Origin of the sequence: Petrimonas sp. (genome assembly GCF_963921705.1) — a bacterium.
GTDB classification, from domain to species: domain Bacteria; phylum Bacteroidota; class Bacteroidia; order Bacteroidales; family Dysgonomonadaceae; genus Petrimonas; species Petrimonas sulfuriphila.
The window spans coordinates 3,376,808-3,400,966 of the sequence record NZ_OY997410.1; the positions used below are offsets into that span (position 1 = coordinate 3,376,808).

17 protein-coding genes are annotated in these 24,159 nt (G+C 45.6%); 7 read left to right on the plus strand and 10 right to left on the minus strand.

The annotated features are described in order from the left end of the window. Positions 1 to 20 precede the first annotated feature (20 nt). The 10 genes from murC to AACM02_RS14265 form a co-directional block, all read right to left on the minus strand. A complete protein-coding gene (gene murC / locus AACM02_RS14220; RefSeq protein ID WP_339117334.1) occupies positions 21 to 1,397 on the minus strand; it encodes a UDP-N-acetylmuramate--L-alanine ligase in 1,377 nt (458 codons plus the stop codon). Continuing rightward, positions 1,387 to 2,511, minus strand: a complete 1,125-nt coding sequence (murG, locus tag AACM02_RS14225; RefSeq protein ID WP_339117335.1) for an undecaprenyldiphospho-muramoylpentapeptide beta-N-acetylglucosaminyltransferase — start codon at positions 2,509 to 2,511, stop codon at positions 1,387 to 1,389. The genes murC and murG overlap by 11 nt, the downstream gene beginning before the upstream one ends. Further along, entirely contained in the window at positions 2,508 to 3,857 is a 1,350-nt protein-coding gene (locus AACM02_RS14230) for an FtsW/RodA/SpoVE family cell cycle protein (protein WP_332457074.1), read from the minus strand. Before AACM02_RS14230 ends, murG begins: the two co-directional genes overlap by 4 nt. Positions 3,858 to 3,924: 67 nt before the next feature. Further along, on the minus strand, positions 3,925 to 5,262 hold the full coding sequence (gene murD / locus AACM02_RS14235) for a UDP-N-acetylmuramoyl-L-alanine--D-glutamate ligase (RefSeq protein WP_339117336.1): 1,338 nt from the start codon (positions 5,260 to 5,262) through the stop codon (positions 3,925 to 3,927). A 13-nt stretch (positions 5,263 to 5,275) separates the two neighbouring features. Further along, complete coding sequence (mraY, locus tag AACM02_RS14240; RefSeq protein ID WP_332457072.1) at positions 5,276 to 6,535, minus strand: phospho-N-acetylmuramoyl-pentapeptide-transferase; 1,260 nt, start codon at positions 6,533 to 6,535, stop codon at positions 5,276 to 5,278. Positions 6,536 to 6,548: 13 nt separating this feature from the next. Beyond that, positions 6,549 to 8,009, minus strand: coding sequence for a UDP-N-acetylmuramoyl-L-alanyl-D-glutamate--2,6-diaminopimelate ligase (locus AACM02_RS14245; RefSeq protein WP_339117337.1), 1,461 nt, complete (start codon positions 8,007 to 8,009; stop codon positions 6,549 to 6,551). Positions 8,010 to 8,024: 15 nt separating this feature from the next. Further along, the gene (locus tag AACM02_RS14250; RefSeq protein ID WP_339117338.1) at positions 8,025 to 10,223 is read right to left on the minus strand and encodes a penicillin-binding protein; all 2,199 of its coding nucleotides are present in this window, start codon (positions 10,221 to 10,223) and stop codon (positions 8,025 to 8,027) included. 1 nt (position 10,224) lies between these two features. Beyond that, positions 10,225 to 10,566 (minus strand): FtsL-like putative cell division protein, encoded by a 342-nt coding sequence (locus AACM02_RS14255; protein ID WP_214062675.1) that lies wholly within the window; start codon positions 10,564 to 10,566, stop codon positions 10,225 to 10,227. Between the two features lie 27 nt (positions 10,567 to 10,593). Continuing rightward, positions 10,594 to 11,502 (minus strand): 16S rRNA (cytosine(1402)-N(4))-methyltransferase RsmH, encoded by a 909-nt coding sequence (gene rsmH / locus AACM02_RS14260; RefSeq protein ID WP_339117339.1) that lies wholly within the window; start codon positions 11,500 to 11,502, stop codon positions 10,594 to 10,596. Positions 11,503 to 11,509: 7 nt separating this feature from the next. Further along, on the minus strand, positions 11,510 to 11,953 hold the full coding sequence (locus AACM02_RS14265; protein ID WP_214062673.1) for a division/cell wall cluster transcriptional repressor MraZ: 444 nt from the start codon (positions 11,951 to 11,953) through the stop codon (positions 11,510 to 11,512). Positions 11,954 to 12,197: 244 nt separating this feature from the next. Here AACM02_RS14265 and AACM02_RS14270 point away from each other — a divergent pair, with 244 nt between their 5' ends. From AACM02_RS14270 to AACM02_RS14300, 7 genes are all read left to right on the plus strand, one after another. Next, positions 12,198 to 13,034: a 1-acyl-sn-glycerol-3-phosphate acyltransferase gene (locus AACM02_RS14270; RefSeq protein WP_339117340.1), complete on the plus strand. Its 837-nt coding sequence runs from the start codon at positions 12,198 to 12,200 to the stop codon at positions 13,032 to 13,034. A gap of 6 nt (positions 13,035 to 13,040) precedes the next feature. After that, positions 13,041 to 14,057, plus strand: coding sequence for a GNAT family N-acetyltransferase (locus tag AACM02_RS14275; RefSeq protein WP_332457068.1), 1,017 nt, complete (start codon positions 13,041 to 13,043; stop codon positions 14,055 to 14,057). 344 nt (positions 14,058 to 14,401) lie between these two features. Beyond that, the gene (locus AACM02_RS14280; RefSeq protein ID WP_339117466.1) at positions 14,402 to 17,305 is read left to right on the plus strand and encodes a SusC/RagA family TonB-linked outer membrane protein; all 2,904 of its coding nucleotides are present in this window, start codon (positions 14,402 to 14,404) and stop codon (positions 17,303 to 17,305) included. A 41-nt stretch (positions 17,306 to 17,346) separates the two neighbouring features. Next, positions 17,347 to 19,140 (plus strand): RagB/SusD family nutrient uptake outer membrane protein, encoded by a 1,794-nt coding sequence (locus tag AACM02_RS14285; protein WP_339117341.1) that lies wholly within the window; start codon positions 17,347 to 17,349, stop codon positions 19,138 to 19,140. A 19-nt stretch (positions 19,141 to 19,159) separates the two neighbouring features. After that, complete coding sequence (locus tag AACM02_RS14290) at positions 19,160 to 20,830, plus strand: hypothetical protein (protein WP_339117342.1); 1,671 nt, start codon at positions 19,160 to 19,162, stop codon at positions 20,828 to 20,830. A gap of 31 nt (positions 20,831 to 20,861) precedes the next feature. Continuing rightward, entirely contained in the window at positions 20,862 to 22,214 is a 1,353-nt protein-coding gene (locus AACM02_RS14295; RefSeq protein WP_339117343.1) for an alpha-amylase family glycosyl hydrolase, read from the plus strand. 101 nt (positions 22,215 to 22,315) lie between these two features. Further along, complete coding sequence (locus AACM02_RS14300; protein WP_339117344.1) at positions 22,316 to 24,142, plus strand: glycoside hydrolase family 13 protein; 1,827 nt, start codon at positions 22,316 to 22,318, stop codon at positions 24,140 to 24,142. The last annotated feature ends 17 nt before the right edge of the window (positions 24,143 to 24,159 follow it).

A 24,159-nucleotide genomic window follows, 5' to 3' on the forward strand; every position in this document is an offset into this window, starting at 1 on the left:
AGATACAAATTGTATCGGATTTATTTTCCGATACTTTTTTTTTCTAACAATTGTTTAATCGCGGGCAATAAGTGCTCTATATCTCCTGCACCCAATGTAACCAAAACGTCCAACTCTTTGTTTTCCAAGAAATCGAGCAGTTCGGCTTTTTTCAAAAGCACCTTTTCCTTCGATGTGATTCTATCAAAGATAACCCCCGAAGTGATTCCCGGTATGGGTTCTTCCCGTGCCGGATAAATATCCAGCAGGATCACATCGTCGAGCAACGAGAGGCTTTGAGCAAAATCATCGGCAAAGTCGCGCGTACGCGTATAAAGGTGGGGTTGAAAAACACCGGTAACTTTCCGGTCGGGATACAATTGCCTGATAGAGCGGATGGATGCTGTCAACTCTTGTGGATGGTGCGCATAATCATCGATAAAAACGAGGTTGGGAGTTTTCAATTGAAAATCGAACCGGCGCTTCGCCCCCCCGAAAGTTTTCATTGCCGCACGTACCTCATCGGGATTAACACCGCTCAATACAGCTGCAGCTATTGCAGCTACCGCGTTTTCGATGTTCACCTTCACAGGCACACCCAGCTGTATACCGGTAATCCGGCTATTGGGCGACACAAAGTCGAACGTAATTTCCCCGTTGCCGATGCGGATATTTTCAGCATGAAAATCGCCTTCTGATTCGGAATAGGTAAAGACTGTCACCGTTGCATCCGTTCTTGGAGTTAGCGGTGCATCTTTCTTTAGGATCAGGTATCCGTTCTTCCGGATAAGTGATGTGAAATGTTCAAAACTTTCGCGGTAGGCCTCCGGCGTCCCGTAAATATCCAGGTGGTCGGGATCGGCCGAGGTAATAACCGCAATCCAGGGTTGCAGCCAATGAAAAGAACGGTCATACTCATCTGCTTCGGCAACAGTAATGCGACTTTTATCCGACAGCAGCAGGTTGGTGCCGTAATTTTTAAGGATTCCACCCAGAAATGCGTTGCAATCTACTCCCGATTGCCGCAACAGGTGAGCTGTCATGCTTGACACCGTCGTCTTCCCGTGTGTCCCTGCCACACAAACTGCGTCGCTCGTCTTGGTTACCTCACCAAGGAGTTGGGCACGTTTCATTATCGTAAAACCGCTTTGCCGGAAAAACTGCAATTCACTGTGCGATGCCGGTACTGCGGGAGTATAGACTACAAGTGTCTTTTCTTTATCGAGAAATTCAGCGGGTACGAGCCGAACATAATCCTCATAATGGACTTTCGCTCCTTCGGCGACCAGCGCTTTGGTAAGCGGGGTTTCCATGCGATCGTATCCGGCAACCGATTTTCCCTGCTGTATAAAATACCGGGCAAGGTTACTCATGCCGATACCGCCGATACCGATAAAGTATATTAATTCATAATTCATAATGCATAATTTTTTCTATCTCATCCACGATACGCCGGGCCGAACCTCGTTGCGCCAATTTCAAGATATTCCGGCTCAACTCCTCTAATTTGCTTTCATCTTTTACCAGACTCAAAGCCATATCAAACAAGAGTGCCTTTGCTTCGGCGTCGGCCACCATCATAGCCGCATTTCTTTTCACCAACGCCATGGCGTTCTGTGTCTGGTGATCCTCCGCAACGTTAGGTGACGGGACAAGGATAACCGGTTTTCCCAGCAGAGAGAATTCCGATATGGAACCGGCTCCGGCACGTGAAATCACAAGGTCGGCAACGGAGTAGGCATAATCCATGCGCGAGAGGAAATCGAACAGATACACATTTCCGGGAATTCTTCCCTGCGCCTGCAAGTCAGACATTTCTTTAAAATAGTACTTTCCACATTGCCAGATAACTTGAACATCGGATTTCTGTATATCGGAGCACGATCCGATGATGCTTTCGTTAAGCGTTCGCGCACCCAGACTGCCACCCACCAGGAGTATTGTTTTCCTTTCAGGGTTTAAGCCGAAGTACGTATATCCTTTCTGCCTGTTTTCCTCGGAAACGACTAAATCCTGTCGCGTAGGATTGCCGGTGAGCACAATTTTTTCTTTCGGAAAGAACCGTTCCATACCTTCGTACGCCACACAGATTTTGGCCGCTTTCTGCGCCAGCATCTTATTGGTTACTCCGGCATATGAATTCTGTTCCTGCAAAACTGTCGGAACACCTTTTGCAGCCGCCGCCCGGAGGGTGGGCCCGCTGGCATAGCCGCCTACTCCCACAGCGATATCGGGTTTGAACGAGGCAACAATGGCTCTAGCCTTTCGCATACTCTTCAATAATTTCACGGCTACCGAAACATTTTTCAGCAGATTTTTCCGGTCGAAACCGGCTACGGGAAGTCCGACAATGGTGTATCCTGCAGCTGGAACACGCTCCATTTCCATCCGGTTTTCCGCACCGACGAAAAGGATTTCGGCGTCGCTCCACCGTTCCTTTATAGCGTTAGCGATGGAGATAGCGGGAAAAATATGTCCGCCGGTACCACCGCCGCTAATGATTACCCGTAGGGGCTTTAATGCTGACATCATACCTGAATAATTTCAAATTCCACTTTTTCTTCCAATTTATCTATGGTTTCCACAGCGTTCTTTTTATCTTTTCTCTCATCAGGCTGATCTGTTTCATCGATGGTCACCTCTCCTTTCTTCTTTCCGATTCCAAACCTGTCTGCACTTAAAATCAACCCGAAGTAAGCGCAAGTGATGAGCAGTGACGTCCCTCCCCGGCTGATGAGCGGCAACGGCTGGCCGGTTACCGGGATCAAATTCACAGCCACAGCCATGTTAATAAACGCCTGCATCGATAACATGAGTGCCGAGCCCAGAACAAGATATTTCGGAAAAAGTTTCTGGGTTTTCCGGGCGATCATTCCCGCCCGGATCAGGATGATGATGTAGAGCAGCAGCACAAAAATTCCACCGGCAATGCCCATCTCCTCGATGATTATCGCATAAATAAAATCGGAATAAGCCTGGGGAAGAAAATCACGCTCTGTACTGTTGCCCGGGAACTTGCCTAAAACTCCTCCGTTGGCAATGGCTATTTTAGCATGTGCCACCTGATAGTTCTCGTCGGTAATGGTGTAGTATGTCTCTTCCGATTCTTCCTTGTGGCTGCCAAATTCTGCAATCCGGTTTTGCCAGGTACCTACACGGCTTAACGCGCCGGAATCGGTCCAATCGGCGGGAATCACTTTCAGCAACACAATGAAGAGTACGAGAAAGGCTATCCCTGCTCCGCCCACTTTTAGCAATCTTGCCAACTTTACATTTCCGATAAACATCAGCAAAAAACAAACTACAAAGAGCAGCGCTGCCGTCGACAAATTATCCATTGCAATAATGCCGCAAACAACAATCATCAACCCGATCATCCACTTGAAGAGCAAGCCGTCGTTCATGCCGTTTTGTTTACTGAGCAGAAACGCTATCGTGCCCATAAGCGATATCTTGGCTATTTCCGACGGTTGAATGGTAAAACCAAAGATAGAGATCCACCGCTCAGCACCGTTTACCGTAGTCCCGATAACCGGTGTGAGCAGGAGTAAGACGATCGAAGCGATAAGCACAAAAATCAGGGAAGAGAAATACCGGTAAGGTATATTGTGAATCAAAACAATGACCCCCACTCCTCCGATCAAAAACATGGTGTGGCGTAAGATGGGGCCCCATTGATTTTGCTGTTTATAAACAATGGTGCTGGTAGCACTGAAGATCTCCACCAGTGATATCACACACAAGATAACAAATACCAACCATATGACTTTATCACCTTTAAAGATTTTCACTCCGAATTTCTCCAACGTGGATTTTGAGTTTTCTAAATCTTCCTGAAAATTTGTCGGATTAATGGCATTCTTTATTTTATCAAGCATAATTCATAATTCATAATTCATAATGCAGAATTCACAATTAGCCTTTAGCAACTTTGAACTTTAAACCTCACAGCCTCCTCACACAATCCTTGAATTGATTACCACGGTCCTCGTAATTCTGGAACAGGTCGAAGCTGGCGCAACAGGGCGACAGCAATACGGTATCCCCTTTTTCTGCCATCCGGTAAGCGGTATCAACAGCATCTTTCATGGAGTTTACCTCTTCTATGTCGGGGACGATCCCGTCGAAGAAAGCACGCAGCTTGCGGTTATCTTTTCCCAGGAATATCAACCCCCTAGCCTTTTGCCTTACCAGCTCTTCAATCTCGGTGTAATCGTTTCCCTTATCGGTACCGCCAAGAATCAGCACAACTTTCGTGCGCATACTCTGAAGTGCGTACCAGCACGAGTTTACGTTGGTAGCCTTGGAGTCATTTATGTATTGCACACCTCGCACCGACGCTACTTTTTCCAAGCGGTGCGGAACGCCTTTAAAGTCAGAAAGAGCCAGGCGTAAATTATCGTCCGAGATATCAAGTAATTTAGCCACAATCCCCGACGCCATAGAGTTATACAAATTATGCATTCCCTGTAACGCCAGCAATTCCAACTCCATATCAAAAACAGTTCCTTTGGTTTGTATATACATTTTATTGCCCTCCGAATAAGCCGCAGCCCGTTGATTATTTTTTTCAGTAAAAGAATATAAATCAGATGCGGGTTTAAGTTTTTCGATTTCCTTTGTCACTACCGGATCGTCTATCCAGTAAATAAAAGAATCTCCCATTTTATGGTTGCGTATGATTCGCATTTTTGCATCCACGTAATTTTGCATATTGTGATCGTACCTATCTAGGTGGTCGGGAGTTATGTTCATCAATACGGCGATATCGGCTTTAAAATCATACACGCCTTCCAGCTGAAAACTACTTAGCTCCAGCACAAAGTAGTCGAAATTCTCTTCCGCCACCTGCCTGGCAAAGCTTTTGCCTATGTTTCCTCCCAGCCCCACGTTTAGTCCTGCCGATTTCAGGATGTGATAAATAAGGCTTGCCGTAGTGGTTTTACCGTTGCTCCCGGTAATACAGATCATCTTGGCGTGGGTATACCTTCCGGCAAACTCAATTTCGGATATCACCCGGATTCCTTTTGAAATAATTTTCTGCATCAAGGGTATGGTATCGGGAATGCCCGGGCTCTTTACTATCTCGCTCGCAGAGAGGATGCTCTCCTCTGTGTGGCCGCCTTCTTCAAAATCAATTCCGTAGTCGACAAGCGTTTTCCGGTGTTCCCCCTTAAGCATTCCAGAATCAGAAAGGAAAACCCGGATTCCTTTCGCCTTAGCAAGAATGGCAGAACCTACTCCCGATTCGCCACCACCCAATATTATTAATTCATAATTCATAATATATGATTTACTACCTCATCTTCAACGTTGCTACGGCTATTACCGCCAGAATCATTCCTATAAGCCAGAATCGCGAAACGATCTTGGGTTCGGTGATCGGGATCAGCGGTTTCTGAATCAGGGCATCGATCCCGGCATTTCCTGCTTTCTGAAAATGGTGATGCAGGGGCGACATTTTAAACACCCGTTTCCCGATACCCGATCTTTTTTTTGTATATTTAAAGTAAGTGACCTGCAGAATTACAGAGAGGGCTTCTACAAAAAACACCCCGCACAAGATAGGAAGCAGCATCTCCTTATGGATAAGCACGGCAAAAACCCCGATAATCCCGCCTAACGTCAGGCTACCCGTATCGCCCATAAAAACCTGGGCGGGATAGGCGTTGTACCAGAGAAAACCGACAGTAGCCCCCACAAATGCAGCGGCAAAAACCATCAGTTCATCCCCTCCGGGGATGTACATGATGTTCAGGTATGAAGCAAAGTCGACACGCCCGGACACGTATGCCAGGACTCCCAGCGCCACACCGATGACCGCTGACGATCCGGAGGCTAGGCCATCCAGTCCGTCCGTCAAGTTCGCACTGTTTGAAACTGCCGTAACAATCAGAATTACAGAAAGCACAAAGACAACCCAGACCGCTTCATCGGCAAAATCGCCCATCCACGAAACGAGCCAGCGATAATCAAAATTATTGTTTTTCACAAAAGGGATGGTCGTTTTTGTGGTCTTGACATTCTGATCTTTATACTGCACCTGTTCAATGACATTATTCACCCGGATTTCGGTGTTCTCACGCGCAACGATATCGGGGCTCCAGTACATCATCAAGCCTACAATCAAACCCAAACCGACTTGTGCCACGACTTTGATTTTTCCTTTCAGCCCTTCCTTGTCTTTTTTAAATACCTTGATATAATCATCGGCAAAGCCTAAAGCACCCAACCAGATCGTGCTTATTATCATTATAATGATATAGATATTCTCTAATTTACCCATTAGCAATATCGACACCAAAATAGAGAGGATAATGATAACACCACCCATAGTTGGCGTTCCCCGCTTGCTGTATTGTCCTTCCAGGTCAAGGTTGCGAATGGTTTCCCCTATCTGCTTCTTTTGTAGTTTACGAATGATCCTGGCACCGACAATTACCGAGAAAAGCAACGAAACAAGGGCGGCGAGTGCTGCCCGGAACGTAACAAACTGAAACATTCCCGCTCCGGGGAAGTCAAGTTTGTCCAAATATTGAAATAGATAGTACAGCATATTTAGTTATGAGTTATGGTGACGTGTGGAATATTTTTTCCAACTCTTCTTTATCGTCAAAATGATACTTCACGCCTTTAATTTCCTGGTAGTCTTCGTGTCCTTTTCCGGCAACGAGAATAATATCACCTGGCTTGGCCAGTGCACAAGCGGTTTTTATCGCTTCACGACGATCCACGATCGAAAGTGCACTGCGGCGTTGCTCATCATCCAAACCGGCTACCATGTCGTCAATGATATCCTGCGGCTCTTCGAACCGGGGATTATCGGAGGTCAGGATTACCCGGTTGCTCAACTCCACCGCTTCACGCGCCATTAACGGACGTTTGGTCCTGTCTCGGTTACCGCCGCATCCTACTACCGTTATTATATTGCCCTTCTGATCCAGCACTTCGTGGATAGCATTGAGAACATTAGTCAAAGCGTCGGGTGTATGGGCATAGTCTACAATGGCGGTAAAATTTCCGGGCGATCGTAATGTCTGGAAACGTCCGGCCACAGGTTTCAAAACGCTTAATATCCTGAGTACCTCCTCCGGTTCTTCTCCCAGCAAAACAGATACACCATAAACCGCCAGCAGGTTATACACATTAAAAACACCCACAAACTGTACAATCAGCTGTTTCCCGTTAATTACTATTTCGGTCCCATCAAAATGTTTCTCGAAAATCCGTGCTTTAAAATCCGCCAATCCTTTTACGGAATAAGTATATCGTTTGGCCTTTGTATTTTGAAGCATCACCCCTCCGTTTTTATCATCCGAGTTGGTAAGGGCAAAAGCGGTTTCGGGCAAAGCGTCGAAAAAAGCTTTTTTCACGTTCCGATACTCCAACATGTTCTTGTGATAATCCAGGTGGTCCTGCGTGAGGTTGGTAAAAATTCCCCCTTCGAAATGCAGTCCGTAGACCCGTTTTTGATGAATGGCATGGGAACTCACTTCCATAAAGGCATATTCGCAACCGGCATCAACCATCTTCCTCAAAAAAGAGTTTAGGGTGATGGGGTCAAGGGTGGTATGCGTGGTGGGGTAACTGTCATCGTTTACACAGTTGGTTACGGTTGAGAGCAAGCCTGCGCCATACCCCAATGTCCGAAACATCCTGTACAGTAATGTAGCGACGGTTGTCTTTCCGTTCGTTCCGGTTACACCAACCAGCTTCAACTGCTCCGATGGGTTCCCGTACCAGACAGAAGCGATTTGCGCCAAAGCGACGGCCGAATTTTCGACCTGAACGTACGTAACTCTCGAAAAATACTCTTCAAACATCGGCTTATCATACACCACGACCAACACATCCTGTTCTATCGCCTTGGCAATATAATCGTGTCCATCGGTATTGATACCCTCCACTGCGATAAAAAGCGAACCTTTTTGCACCTGGCGGGAATCGGAAGTGATACTTTCAACTTCCACATTCTCTTCCCCGTGAATTGCCACGATTTTACACCTTTCTGTAAGTTGACTCAGTTTCATATTAATATCTGTTTTTTACCGCAACGTTATGCTAATGGTTGTACCTCTAATCAGTTTGCTCTCCGGAGTGAACGATTGCGAAACCACTTTCCCCGAGCCGGTCAGATTGACCCTTAATCCTGATTTTTCGAGCAGGTAAACCGCATCTTTTGCACCCATGCCCAACACATTTGGCACCGAATTCTTATTTATCGCCAATGCCTGTGGATGATAAGCAACGCTGTCGTATTTTACTTTCACCCAGTCGGAAGCGGAATCCGAAACGGAAGATTTGAAATTCAGCATCGACAGTACCGCCTGACTGTTTCCCCAGCTTCCGCTTTTAATAGCCGGCATTTTCTGCAGGGCAGAATCTATCCGTGCTTGTTCAGGGGCAAGCTGAGTCCGCTTAACATACGTCTGCTCCGCGATATTTTTGAAAACCATACCTGCTTGTCCTCCGCCTGACGGAACTCCTCGAGGTTTTCTGATACCTACGAAACACGTATAGGTTGGGTCGTCTGCGGGGAAGTATCCGCAGAACGAAACGTAATAATCGCTGTATCCGCCACCACTGGCTATTTGTGCTGTTCCCGTTTTTCCTGCAATAGGGAAATAGTCCGATTTCACAACTTTCGCCGTCCCGTTCTCAATAACCCCTACCAGCATATCCTGGATTTGGATCAGGGTGCTATCTTTACACATCTTTTCGTTCACCACTTCCGCCTTATACTCTTCCACCACTTTTCCGTCTTTCAACAATGTTTTAGCAATAAACGGCTTGATCATTTTTCCACCGTTGGCAATACCGTTGTAGAACATCAGCATATAGATGGGTGGAACTTTGGATTCATAACCGAAAGACATCCACGGCAGTGTGGTTTTGGACCAGTAATTTACCTTATCATCGGGAAAACGAATGGATGATGTTCCTTCAATTCCGTTCAACGGGACATCCCAGGTGAGTTTTTTTCGTAAGCCTATCCTGTCAATGCCTTTTACAAATTTTGCCGGATCATCACCGTATGCTTTAAGTACAATTTTACTCATCACCACGTTTGAAGAGACTTCTATCCCTTCCTTTACCGTAAGGTATCCCCGGTCACGGCCCTGTCGCCAATAGTGGTCACGCACCCACTTTCCGTTGTACTGATACAGTCCGTTGCCCACATGAAAGGAGTCGGCAGGAGTTATCAATCCGTCATCGATTGCCACCATGACCGTTACGGTCTTGAAGGTAGATCCCGGTTCGTTCATGTAGGAAAAAGCATTGGGATTACCCTCACCATAGTTCCCGTTACTCATCCGGTCCAAGTTGGCAATCCCCTTAATTTCACCTGTTTTGGTTTCCATAATAATTGCCGTCCCCGATTCAGCCGCCGTCTCTTCAAGCTTTGCCCGGAGCGCACGCTCCGTCACATCCTGAATATCGGCATCGAGCGTAGTTACGATATCGTATCCGTCTTTAGCGGCAATCTCCTCTATATCGGTCCAGCGGCCCTGTATTTTTTGTCGGCTTTTCACCCCTTCAATCCCCCTCAACAGGGAGTCGTATTTTAATTCCAGTCCGCTTGCTCCCCCTTTCTCAAGGTCTTTGTATACGTTTCCAACCGTTCTGTTGGCGAGGTTCCCGAAGGGGCGTTTCCGCGCATTTTTTTCCTCGGCAATTAGTCCGCTGCGGTTGGAACGCTGGTTGAGGAACGGATAGGTACGAATCTCTTTCAAGTCAACGTAGGAGATGTCAGGACGAAGGATACGCACATAGCGCGACCTCAGCGCGACCTTCTTCTCACTGCCTTTTGTGGCATTCTCCTGCAGTTGCCGCTCTTCCTTTTCGCGTAGTTTCCATCCGTTCAGGATAATGTTTCTGTATTGCGAGGCCGTTCTGTCGGGAAACTTTTTAGCGAGGGCTACCGAAAGGTCACCAACATACTTCATCAACGTATCTTTTCTCATCCCCTCTGCCCAGAAATCCATGTACACACTGTACAAAGGCTCACTGGTAGCCAGAAGCTTCCCATCATAAGTATAGATATTTCCTCGCTTAGGAAGAATGACGCGGTCTTTGATAATGGTTTCTCTTTCCCCTACTTCCCGCCACTTCTTTCCTTCCGCCGTAAAAACGATCTTTCCTGCAGAGAAAATAATCATTAGCCCAACTCCCAGAAGGAGGAATACAATTAAGCCGTAACGATTTAAAATCCTCTTTTTGTTTTCGTCGGTTTTCTTTCCCATTTCATTTTTTCCCTTTCTGAATGCGATAAACCGGTTGGTTATTTATTTTCAACTCTAAACCCGACTCTTCCACCCTTTTTTCGATTTGTCCCTGGCGGCTGGCTTCAGTCAAGTCGGATGAAATGTCTAGCGACTCATACTTAGCGTCCTTCAACTCAACTTTCAGGCGCTCCATCTCTGCTATACGCTGCAAAACCGTGTACCGGTGGCTGATGAACAAAATCATAATGACAACCAAAACCAAAATAAATGTAAGGTTCCTGACGAAAAAGTTCTCCGTCAACACATTTCCACCGAAAACGTGTACGAATGATTTTCTTATGTTGTCTAGCTTCACTTTCATCACTTTGTGAGGTGCAAACTCCCTCCATTATATTTTCTCTGCAATTCGCAGTTTGGCACTTCTCGAACGCGGATTGTCCACCTGCTCTTGTTCCGTTGGAACAATCACTTTCCTGTTGATCAATTCAAACGGGGTTTCCCTGTTACCGTAAAAATCCTTGATGATATGCCCCTCGAAATTTCCGGCCTTAAAGAAATTCTTCACTAACCGGTCCTCCAGCGAATGGTAGGAAATGACACTGAATCGCCCACCGGATTTCAGCATCTCCAGTCCCTGGATCAACATTTTCTCCAGCGCTTCCAGCTCATCATTCACCTCAATACGCAACGCCTGAAAAGCCTGAGCCAGGGTTTTATTTTCTTTTTCTCGAAAAGCGAACGGCTTCATAATCTCCAGGAAATCAGAAACAGTACCGATCTTTTTCGACCGGCGATAAGCAGAAACGGCCGTTGCAATCTTCCGCGCACTTTTCAATTCCCCGTAAAAGAAAAAAATATCCGACAACTTCTCTTCCGAATATTCATTCAAAACATCAGCGGCTGTTTTTCTGGACAGCCGGTTCATCCGCATATCCAGATCTCCCGGCAACCGAAAGGAAAATCCACGATCCGAATCGTCAAAATGATGCGACGACACCCCTAAATCGGCAAGAATTCCATCCACCTCATCTATCCGGTGATAGCGCAGAAAATTCTTCAAAAATCGAAAATTACTTTTTACGAATGTGAAACGCGGGTCCGGGATATGGTTTTGGTATGCATCTTCATCCTGGTCAAAGGCAAGCAGTCTGCCATTCTTTCCCAACCGCTTCAATATTTCTTTCGAGTGCCCACCTCCTCCAAATGTCACGTCAACATAAACCCCATCGGGACGGATATTCAACCCGCCTACACTTTCTTGAAGCAATGCCGGTATGTGGTATATTTTTAAATTCATGGACACATCAGGACATCAGCTCTTGCAACCTTTCTGAAAACTCATCGGGATCAACCAACGGCTTTTCGAGTTTTTCTTTCGCCCATATCTCAATAGTATTATCCACACCCAGAAAACGAACTTCAGATTCGATACCCACCAGCACCATATAGCGCTTAGGGATTAAAATTCGCCCGCTTGCATCCATTTCAATCCGTTCGGCGTCGAGCACAAACTGACGGAAAACCTGCTGTTGCTCCTTGTTCCACTTGTTGAGCCGGCTCCTGAGTGTTTCGATCTCGTTTTCCCAGACTGTACCGGGATAAAGTACCAAACAATCCTGAAAAATATCCTTGCGAAGCACCAAAAACTCTTCTTCTGCACCCTGCAGACGCTTACGAAAAACTGCCGGCACAAATATCCGCCCCTTCGCATCGGTTTTTGCTTCAATATTTCCCAGGAATTGCAACACTATATTCTTAATTCTATGATTTTTGCGGTAAAATTACAAAATAAATCCACTTTCCCCCACTTTTCCACACATTATTTTTAATAAAGTTATCAACAAGTTCTTTAAATGCTGATTAGATGCAACTTACACACTATTTAATCCCATAAAATAGTGTAGAATATTTCTACCGTTTTAAATAAATGAGATCTGCTTGTCCTTTATTCTTAATTATTTTGTATTTTTGTAAGTCCGTAGGAAAGTCATTATGTCGGAAAAAACTGATTTCAAATTAGATATCGATGGTGTTTTGCAGGCTAAAGCAAAAAAACACTACAAGAAAATCCCCAAATTTGTCGTTAATTATTTAAAGCGCACCATTCATCAGGATGAATTAAATGCGATCATCGAGCGTAACCGGGATAAGCAGGGTGTTGATTTTATGCTCGCCCTGGTGGATAAAGAGTTTAAAGTCAACCTAAAAATCCACGGGGAAGAAAATATTCCCGCGGAGGGAAAATTTGTTTTTGCTTCCAATCACCCGCTGGGTGGCCTGGACGGGATTTGCCTATCGGCTTATTTAGGGGAAAAATATAAGGGGAAAATCAAATACCTGGTTAACGATGTTTTGTTAAACATCAGGAACCTCGAATCCATTTTTGTTCCGGTCAACAAATATGGTTCACAGGCCAAACTATCGGCCGCTGCCATAAACGAAGCCTACACGTCAGACAACCAAATCATTACCTTCCCCGCCGGATTGTGTTCCCGAAAACAGAACGGACGGATAAAGGATCTGGAATGGATGAAAAACTTTGTCGTAAAAGCTATTGAACACAAAAGGGATATTATCCCCGTCCATTTCGACGCGAAAAACTCAGACTTCTTTTATAATTTTGCCAATATCCGCAAATCATTGGGACTAAAATTCAATATAGAACTTATATACCTGCCAGGCGAAATGTTCAAGAACAAAGGTCAAACATTCCACATCACTTTTGGAGAACCCATACCCTGGCAATCGTTGAATAAATCAAAAAGCCACCTGCAATGGGCGGAAGAGATAAAAACCGTTGTTTACAATTTACCCCAAAAAAGAGATTAATTAAGTATGGAAAAAATAATCGATCCGATTGATAAAGCCCTCATAAAAAACGAACTAACCGTAGGAAAAAGAATACGATCCACCAACAAGGCCAACAACGAAATTTACATCTTCACTGCCCACGATTCGCCTAATCTCATGAGGGAAGTGGGGCGGCTACGTGAAATTGCTTTCCGTCACTATGGAGGAGGAACCGGACTAGAAGCCGATATCGACAAATACGACCTTATGGAGCATCCGTATCATCAACTTATTGTCTGGGATCCGGAAAAGGAAGAGATTCTAGGCGGATACCGCTTCATTATGGGTAAAAAAGTAGATTTTGATGAGAAGGGTAAGCCGATGCTCGCCACCGCTCATTTATTAAACTTCTCCGATGATTTCCTGCAAAACTACTTGCCGTACACCGTAGAATTAGGCCGATCGTTCGTCTCTCTCGAGTATCAATCTACCTTACACAGCCGCAAAGGCATCTTTGCACTTGATAATCTTTGGGACGGCCTGGGCGCACTCACGGTAATTGATCCTTCAATGAGGTATTTTTTCGGAAAAGTAACCATGTACGGGACCTATAACAAAGAAGCCCGCAACATGATCTTGTATTTTATGCACCTGCATTTTCCCGACCCGGACAAACTAGTCACCCCAATCAGCCAACTTGTCACCAATACCGATACAGGCAAGATGAAACACCTGTTTAAAGGGAAAAACTTCAAGGAAGACTACAAGGTTCTGAACCGGGAAGTCCGCAGCTTCGGGTTAAACATTCCACCGCTCATCAATGCCTACATGGGATTGTCACCCACCATGCGTTTCTTCGGAACTTCCATAAACGACGAATTCGGAGACGTGGAAGAATCAGGTATTCTTATCGAGATCAACCAGATCCTCGAAGAGAAAAAACAACGTCATATTGAATCCTATATAAAATCCAACCCAAGCAAACGATTCCTTATCGGATTACGGAGAGCCATTTCCGGAAAAAGCAAAAACCTGATCAAAAAATCCAAAAACAAAAAGTGAAAACCTCCGTCTTTTTCCTACCATAAGGCACTCGTTCAAAAACCGTAAATTACTGATAGTTTATTTTTTACACTTAAAAATGCAATCGTTTGCACAGGTAAACAGAGTTAAAAGACTGTTTTATCTGTGCATTTTTTTGCTTTAACCTTACTTTTGTGTCAAGAGTGGAAATTAATATGAATAAATGAGAACACATTTGCCGTCATTTACTTATAATTAATGTAATTCTGCGAAAAAAGTAGAGAGTAGAAAAGTATAAATCAGTTAATCTTACAACGTTAACAAACATGCATGTAAATTTAAAAAAAAGCAGGAAAGCGTTCTTGATGACAGTGTTGTCGAGCATGCTAATGATTTTATCGGTCAGTGCTCAAACGGGCTCTGCGATAAACGTAAGGGGAACAGTAACGGATGCTGCAGGCGAACCGATCATCGGAGCCAATATCCTGATTCAGGGAACCTCAACGGGAACAGTTTCCGATTATGACGGAAACTTCACCCTTCAGGCACCCGCAGACGGAGTATTGGAGATCAGCTATATAGGCTACAGATCACAATCGATTTCCATCAACAACAGGACAACAATACCTATCGTTATGGAAGAAGACGCCGAACTGCTGGACGAGGTAGTGGTGGTTGGTTATGGCTCGCTGAGCAAAAAAGAGCTATCCAGCTCAATCGTGCAGGTAAACAAAGAGGATTTTCAACAAGGAGCGGTCAGCAATCCAATGGAGTTACTGACAGGAAAAGTAGCCGGGCTGAATGTGAATAACACCGAATCGGCAAATCCAAACTCGGGTTCATCACTGCAGATCCGCGGAGCCACCTCAATTTCCGCATCGAACGATCCGCTCATTGTGATTGATGGCGTTACCGGTGGGAACATACGGAACCTCTCTTCGCAGGATATTGAATCGATGACCGTGCTGAAAGATGCAGCATCTGCCGCCATCTATGGCACGCGCGGTGCGAATGGCGTTATCCTGATTACCACAAAGAAAGGTGCCGCAGCACCCGGGAAAGCACAGGTTACTTATGACAGCTGGATAGGTGTAAATCTGGCACATACACCCAGGGCCGTACTAACACCGGAAGAGTTTCGCCGATCACGTCGTGGAACAGACTATGGAGATAATACTGTTTGGTACGACTTACTTAAAAGAGATTTCTCTTACGACAACAACCAATATCTTTCGATTAACGGGAGTACAAATCAAGGACATTATGGTGCTTCCTTCAACTACAAGAAAGCAACCGGAATTGACATCATATCTGCTCGCGAGGAGTTTGCCGGGCGCTTTACCTTGGAACAGAGAATGCTTGAGAATAGACTTCAGCTAAACGGATCACTCAATGCACGAAGGGTCAATGAAGACTGGGGAAATACTGGGATGTTTGATACTGCACTTAACATGAATCCCACCATGCCGGTATACAATGAAGACGGCACCTATTACCAGCCCACATCTCCCACGGGTGCACGCAACCCGGTGGCAGAAATGAAAGAGATTGACAACAACGGTCAGCGTCTTTATGTGCTGGGGACTGCTGAAGCGAAGCTCAATCTTATTCAGCAACAGAACCAACTGTTGAACACCTCTCTGAGCTATTCATTACATTATGACGACCTGAAACAACAATATTATACTCCCTCCAGTTCAGGCGAGTCTTTCTGGGGCGGATACAAAGGCAGAGCCAACGTTCAATATCAAAAATGGTATACGAACCGTCTTGAGTGGCTTTTAAACTACTCGCTCGACTTAAGCGACCACAGTTTCAAGGCTGTTGCGGGTTACTCATACGAAGAATCTCATTGGGAACGACTTCAGGCATCAAACAACGATTTTACTTTCGACAATATTAAGTGGCATGACCTGGGTAGTGGGAGTTTTCTTGCTGATGGAAAAGCAAGTATGGGTACGGGAGCGTCACTCTCTAAACTGATTGGTGTTTTCGGGCGAGTGAACTATAACTGGAAGAACCTGGTTATGGCCACCCTCTCTCTGCGTCATGAAGGTTCCACAAAATTTGGGAAAGACCACAAATGGGGCTCTTTTCCTTCAGCTTCAATTGCTTGGGAGTTGGCCAACATGAGTTTTATGGAGTCCAACTCTGATTGGATCCAAAGTCTAAAGCCAAGAATCTCTTATGGTGTCACCGGTCGTTCTGATTTTGGAGCATATCAGTCACTGGCCACTTACAGCACAAAAGCCCAATATTTTATTGACGGAGAATGGGTAAAAGGATATGCACCATCCAACAACGCAAACCCGCTGCTGGGATGGGAAAAGAGTATCAGCACGAATATCGGTATTGATTATTCACTATGGAACAGGTTAAGGGGATCAATAGATTATTTCGACCGTCAATCTAAAGACTTACTTTATAACTATACGGCACCCCAGCCACCCTTTGTCTATCCAAACATCCTTGTCAATGTAGGGACAACACAAAACACAGGAGTGGAGTTTGCTCTGGATGTTGACATATTTAAAAATACACCAGTACAATGGAGCTCGGGAATAAATTATTCCTATGGAACAACCAAATTGAAAAAGCTATCAAACGAGATCTATGAAGCCTCTTACTTGGAACTCTATCTAAAACCAGGTGTTGGCACCAGCGAATACTTCTTTCGTGTTCAGGAAGGTGGCAAGATTGGTCAGTTCTATGGTTATGAGTTTGCCGGTATAGAGGATGGGCAGATGATGATTTATGACAACGACAATAACCCCGTAGCTGTTGGAGATGCCAATCCAGAATACAAACGCTACATTGGAAACGGCACTCCATCTAATTTCATTTCTTGGAACAACACACTACGGTACAGGAATTTTGACCTGAACATATTCTTCAGGGGTGCATTCGGTTTCGATATCTTCAATATGGGAACCTATGGCATGGGATTAAAAGGAGCCGGAACGGACAATGTATACCGTACTGCATATACGGAAAATAATGAACTTTCAACCGGTGGAGGTGTAATCTCCTCGTTCTTCCTTGAAAAAGGTGATTACCTGAAACTTGAAAATGTCACCTTGGGTTATAACCTGAAACCCAAGACCAACAAATATTTTGATCATGTGCGCTGCTTCCTTTCGGCAAAGAACCTGGTTACATTTACAAACTATACCGGCAACGATCCTTCCATTGTGAGAGTAAACGGTATTGAACCTGGGGTTGACAGCAACAGCTCCTACCCCACAGCGACACAGGTAAGTGCTGGAATCACACTCAATTTCAAATAAGCAAGCGATTGGATGTATTAATCGATACAAATTGAATCAATATGAAATCTAAAAAAAATTACCTTATAATATTAGCCCTGCTTGGTCTTTCAATGACTGCCTGCTTAGATCTCGATGAAGAGGTGTTTGACAGGGTTGACTCCTCCATCTACTACCAGGATGAGAGCAGTGTGAAGAGTGCTGTTGCTTCCATATATGGGACGGGAGCATTAAGTTACATAGAGTATTTCTGGTATCTGCAGGAGTTTTCAGCAGATCAGGTAGCTTGGCGCACATGGAACGGCGGCCTTTGGGGATGGGATGAAGCAGAGAAATTTGTCCTATCGAGTCACACCTGGACTCCAGACTCAAAAATCATTCGACAAACGTGGGAAACCGCATGGACTACCATCGGGTTATGCAATACTCTTATAGAGGATCTGGAAAGCCTGGATCCTGCCAATCTCAGAATGAGTGAAGAAAAAATGCAGACCTATATCGCTGAAGTACGCACCCTTCGTGCCTGGGCATACTACAATATCTACGAGGTATGGGGAGGGGCCCTACCCCTCAACGTTTCGGCTGGTTCCGAAATACCCGGAAGCGCATCAACCGATTTTGATGAAGGAAGCCAGATCATATTCAACTTTCTGATCGAAGAACTTGACGCAAGTGTGGACAACCTGACAAAAAACTCCGTTAACAGGATGAACCAGGCTGTAAACAGAATTATCAAGGCTCGGCTCCTGTTAAATGCAGAGCTTTTCATCAAACAACCCATGTACGATGAATGTGCCCTGATCAGTCAGGATATACTGAACAACAAGTATGGCGATTATTCGATTGCAGACGACTACAGAACGAACTTCTCTATTGAGAACGTGAACTCCCCAGAGGTGATCATGGCCTTCTCTTTTGAAGTAGGACAACTGAACGGTGGATGGATGCGGAACATGCCCTTCCTACCCTACAATATATGGGATTATTTTGGGGGTACTTACAATCAAAGCGGATGGAACTGTACAATTTTGACACCTTCTTTTGACAATTCGGGTACAGTACTACCCTCAGGCGGCACAACCTCTCCGAAGTCATTCCTGGAAGCTCCCTACAATGACAAACTGGGTGCTGTATATGAAAGATTTGACAATCGTGACATTCGTAAACAAAATTACATGTATGACGAGGGTACAAGCAATTATAAAGGAATGTTCCTAAAGGGTGAAATCAAGGCAAACTATGGCAAAGGTGACCCGCTGAAAGCTGACGCCGACAGAGATGGACAGAATATTGTCTACGTTGATCAGGTAGGCACGTTCCTCGGGAAAGGAAGAGAACTGGAAACAGTGATGTCTCCGCGCTGGGGCGAAGCAACCTCTGGTTTACGATTGGTGAAATACCCCATCTACCCTTCATCAGCTGGAATCGATTTTCAGGATATTGACGAAGTAGAGTTCCGATTGGCTGAAGTGGTCTATATGCTTGCTGAATGTAAAATGCGAACAGGTGATTCCAATGGAGCCAAGGAGCTGGTTAACAGTGTGAGACAGCGTTATTTCTCGGCCTCAGACTGGACAGTTGTGAAGGATCAGCCGGGACCCGGGTTTACTGAATTCGACATGGATTGGATGTTGAGCCAGTGGGGACTGGAGTTCCTATCCGAGGGACGTCGTCGAAGAACTGATTTGCGCCGCTTTGACAAATTCACTCAAGGGCAGTGGTGGTTCTTTGGACGTGTAACAGAAGACGGGAAAGAAATTCCTGCAATAAGAGACAGAAAGTACGAATGGTTCCCTTTACCTTCGTCTGCATTGATGGTCAATCCCGGACTGGTACAAAATCCCAATTATCAATAATCTCAACAGATAAGCAATTATGAAAAAAATAATATACATTTTGCTGCTGCTCCCATTCATCACTCTTTTCAGCGGATGCAATGACCTGGAAGAAATCGTTTTTGAGCATGAGTTACAGCAATTCCCGACAAAAGAAAATGCAATCCTACTGGAAGTGATTATGCCAAAGGGAAGTATTGCTGATGATGAATATTACATCATTGGTGACTTTAATGGGGGAGCAGATGCTATCGGAAATCCAGAATGGCGGTTGGAGAAAACTCCTGAAAACAATGTGAAGTGGGGTATCTACCTGATACCTTCATCGTTTCAAGGGGGTAAAACCCTGGCTGATGGTTTCACCTTTCATGCAAAAAAGCAGGGTAGAGAACGTTCGGTGAAAAATGACACAGTCATCCATACACTGGATGTTGAAATCGGAAGTTTCACTAATGTATGGGTAGATCGTTGGGAGTCCTATTTTGGAGAGCCTGTAAAAGATAGTTACAGTATCTATGTGAATGATCAAACTGGATGGGACGAACTGGCATTGTATGTGTGGGGTGATCTGGAAGTTGCCGGATGGCCGGGAATCTTGCCTACCGGAAGTGAAGAGATCAATGGCGTTACCTACACCGTATTTGATATGGGCAAAGATGCTAAAGATGCAACATTGAATTTCATTTTCAATAACAACAACAATGGGAAGCAGTTCGATGCGATGCTAGATTTCACGCTCGACCGTGATGTTTACCTAATGATTACGGAAAACAGCTTTGAAGAAGTTGATCCCAATGTGGCTCCCTACAATGGTTACACTGTGTTTGTGGATGATCAAACGGGATGGGATGAACTGGCGTTATATGCATGGGGTGATGCTGAACCTGCAGGATGGCCTGGCTTACAACCAACGGGAACAAAGGAGATCAACGGGGTTACCTACACCTATTTCGAGATGGGTGAAGATATGAATGACAAGGCACTCAATCTAATCTTCAACAACAACGGCAACAATTCACAGTTAGCAGACTTACCAGTCGTTTTGAACCGGGATTATTATTTCCAGATAACCACAACCGGAGGGGTTGAAATAGATCCAGAAGGAGGTCCAGAAGGTTTCATACTCTATGTTGAAGACAACAGCGGATGGGATGCATTGGCGCTTTATTACTATGGTGACGGCGTTTCCGATCCGGGATGGCCGGGACTCGCTCCTGCTGACACGAAAGAGGTCAGCGGTGTGACCTATAATTATTTCGAATTGCCTGCTGACCTCAACGACAAATCGCTGAATCTCATTTTCAACAACAACGGTGCAGGAGCCCAGTTCGATGGCCCTGTCATAACTGTTGACAGAGACTACTATTATTCAATCACAGCTGAAGCTGCGACTGAGGTCGATCCGAATGAGGGACAGGGACATATTGTGTATGTTGCCGATAACAGCGGATGGGACGCATTGGCGCTTTATTACTATGGTGATGGCGTTTCCGATCCGGGATGGCCGGGACTCGCTCCTGCCGGCACGAAAGAGGTCGGCGGTGTGACCTATAATTATTTCGAATTGCCTGCTGACGTAAACGGAAAATCGCTGAATCTCATCTTCAACAACAACGGTGCAGGAGCCCAGTTCGATGGCCCTGTCATTGTCGCTGATAATAATTACTACTATGAGATCACAGCAACCGGCTATGTGGTTATAACACCATAAATTGTATTGAAAAATTATTGAATTACCCAACATGAAAATCGATTATAAAAAGTTAAGAATATTATTCTTCCCTGTTCTGTTGCCCCTGTATCTTTTCATAAGTTGTAGTGGCACTACGGAAGATCCTCTTATTACCGACCCTCCAGTTGAAGAAACTGGGAATGAATGGGTGATTTACGAAGTTTACCCCGGTTTATTTACGGAGAAGAATGTTTTTAACGAAGTCGCATCCCGGTTAGATGACCTGGAAAAGTTGCATATAAATGTAATCTGGATCATGCCTGTGTATGAGCAGGGTGAGCTCAAGGCCATTGGTTCACCATACTGCATCAAGGACTACAAAAAGCTCAACGATGATTATGGCACAATGAATGAGTTTAAGTCACTCGTTACCAACGCACATGCCAAAGGAATGAAAGTGATTCTTGACTGGGTGGCCAATCACACATCGTGGGACAATAACTGGATAGAGAACAAATCGTGGTACACACAGGACACAAACGGAAATATTGTTTCTCCCCCTGGAATGAACTGGAATGATGTAGCCGACCTGAACTACGCAAACAGTCAGATGAGGCTTGAGATGATCAATGCCATGAAGTACTGGATCACGGAAACAGGTATTGACGGCTACCGATGTGATTATGCAGAAGGTGTACCGGGCGATTTCTGGGAAGACGCTATCCAGGAATTGAAGGCCATAAAAGGTGATGATCTACTGATGCTGGCTGAAGGTGGCAATACCAATCTTTTTTCCTACGGTTTTGATATGGTATATGGTTGGGATTTTGCCTATAAACTTCAGGATCTTTATAGTGGCAAAACTACTGTAAAAAGTATATTTGACACCCATCAGAAAGAGTATCAAGGTGTCCCTGAGGGGAAACAACGCATGCGATACATCACTAACCATGATATGGCCTCAGAACACTCGCCTCTTCAGGCCTATAAGGGTGAAAAAGGGGCTCTTTCAGCGTTTGTGATTGCAGCAACAATGGGAGGGTCACCTATGATTTACAGTTCACAGGAAATCGGGTATCCCTCCGCTCTCTCATTCTTCGGATTTCGGGAGATCGACTGGGAAAGTAATATTTCATATTTCGATCAGTACAGGATGATCATGGATATCTATACTTCCTCTGAAGCTTTAAGGAAAGGTGAACTCAAGAGTTATGATAATACTGGCAAGGTAATCTCTTTCCTCCGTAAAAGTAACAATGAGAAAGTATTGATCATGGTGAACACTTCTGACCAGGTACAGGAAACCAAGATACCCATAGAATTTGCCCATGAAAAGGGAAAAGACCTGACAAATCAATCGACGGAGACACTCCCGTCAATATTGACGTTGCAACCTTTCCAATTTAAGATCTGGCAACTTTAAAAATGATGATTCAAGTCATTCTATAGAACTGTCAGGATAAAATGGACAATTTAATCCTGACAGTTCTTTTATCCAGCATACAATCACTAACATTCAAGATTATGCATAAAATAATTTTATTCTTACTCCTAATCTCCTCAACACTGTTAGTTAAAGCTCAAATTAACGTGGAACCCTCCTTCTGGTGGAGCGGCATGGCAGAAACCGAACTGCAGCTGATGGTGAGCGGTGACAGAATTGCCGATTTCACAACTTCCGTCACATCAGAAAACATTTCAATCAAGGAGGTGGTGACCCTCGAAAACCGCAACTACCAGCTTATTTACCTCGATCTCACGGGAGCTGTTCCGGAGAGCTTCGACCTGGTCTTCACCAACGGAAAGAAAAAAATCACCGTACCCTACGAGCTGAAGGAACGCAACCCTGAACGATTGGCGATCGAGAGCTTCGGCCCGTCGGACGTGCTCTACCTGATCATGCCCGACCGCTTTGCCAACGGCGATCCCTCAAACGACCAGATAGCGATGCGCACCGAATATAAGGTGGACCGCGACAACCCCAACGCCCGACACGGTGGTGACCTGAAAGGGATCGCCGACAGGCTGGACTACCTCTCCGACCTGGGCGTCACGGCGATATGGCTCAACCCGGTGCTGGAGAACGATATGGAAGGCGGCTCCTACCACGGATACGCCACCACCGACTACTACCGCGTGGACCCCCGCTTCGGCAGCAACGAGGAGTACCGGAACCTGATCAGCGACGCTCATGAGAAAGGGATGAAGGTGGTGATGGACATGATCTTCAACCATTGCGGCAGCGACCACCCCTGGATGAAGGATGTACCCTCGTCCGACTGGTTCAACAACCTGGAGGAGTATGTGCAGACATCGCACATGAAAGAGATGTACTTCGACCCCTATGCATCGGAGTATGACAAGAGCAGGATGGTGGACGGCTGGTTCGTACCCACCATGCCCGACCTCAACCAGCGCAACCGTCATGTGGCAAAGTATCTCATCCAGAACAGCATCTGGTGGATCGAGTACTCCGGTGTGGATGGCATCCGACAGGATACCTACCCCTATGCCGATTATGAGATGATGGTGGAGTGGATTGAGGCTGTAGAGAAAGAGTATCCCCACTACAACATCGTGGGTGAGGCGTGGCTGAACAATCCCATCGGCACCGCCTTCTGGCAAAAAGGGAGCCCGTTAAACCCGAACGACACACAACTGAAGTCGGTGATGGACTTCCGCTTTATGAGCCTGTCACACAGCGCCTTCTTCGAGGAGACCACCGAATGGAACGGGGGGCTGCACAGCATCTACGACCACATGACCTACGACTTTATCTATCCCGATATCTACAATGTGTTGCGCTTCCTCGACAACCACGATACCGACCGCTTCCTGAAAAAATATCCCGAGGATCTCTCCGGCTGGAAGCAGGCGATCACTTTCCTGCTCACCATGCCCGGAACGCCACAGATCTACTACGGCACCGAACTGCTGATGAACGGCAACAAGAGCCGCAGCGACGGAGATATCCGGCGAGATGTGCCTGGCGGGTGGCCCGGTGATAAATCGGATCATTTTGCCCGGGAGGGACGCGACACTCTCCAGAACGAGGCATTCGACTTTCTCAGAAAACTGTTGCATTGGCGGAAAGGAAACGAGGTGATCGCACGTGGAGGAATGAAGCACTACGTCCTGCAGAAAGGGGTCTATGTTTACGAGCGCTTCTTAGGCGACGAGAAAGTTCTGGTGGTGATGAACGGCACCTCTAACGATGTGGAAATAAACCTTGACCGCTATGCAGAGTCTTTACAAGGGTTGAGCAGTGCAACGGATTTTCTTTCCGGGAAAACCCTCCCTTTAGGTGATAGGCTTACCCTTTCTCCCAAAGAGGTGTTGCTGCTGCAGTAAACAAACACGATCGCGTC